The 206-nt window shown below is 55.3% G+C and carries 1 protein-coding gene; it reads left to right on the top strand.

The window, feature by feature from the left end; all coding sequences use genetic code 11:
• On the top strand, nucleotides 1–206 hold a 206-nt coding region (locus HMPREF0298_RS11435), incomplete at both ends, for an integrase core domain-containing protein (RefSeq protein ID WP_040423340.1).

Here is a 206-nt window from a genome sequence, read left to right as displayed (position 1 = left end):
TGTGGGAACAGTCGGCGATTCTTACGACAATGCACTAGCCGAAACAGTCAACGGTCTCTACAAGGCTGAACTGATTCATGCCCAGGGCCCGTGGACGTCGGTCGGAGAAGTCGAACTGGCCACCTTGCGGTGGGTGCATTGGTGGAACACTAAGCGACTTCACGAAGCATTGGACTACGCCACCCCACAGGAAGTAGAAACCGAGT

This window comes from Corynebacterium lipophiloflavum DSM 44291 (assembly GCF_000159635.1).
Lineage (GTDB): Bacteria > Actinomycetota > Actinomycetes > Mycobacteriales > Mycobacteriaceae > Corynebacterium > Corynebacterium lipophiloflavum.
The sequence above is the reverse complement of the archived record's forward strand: the minus strand, read 5'-3'. Positions and strand labels throughout refer to the sequence as shown.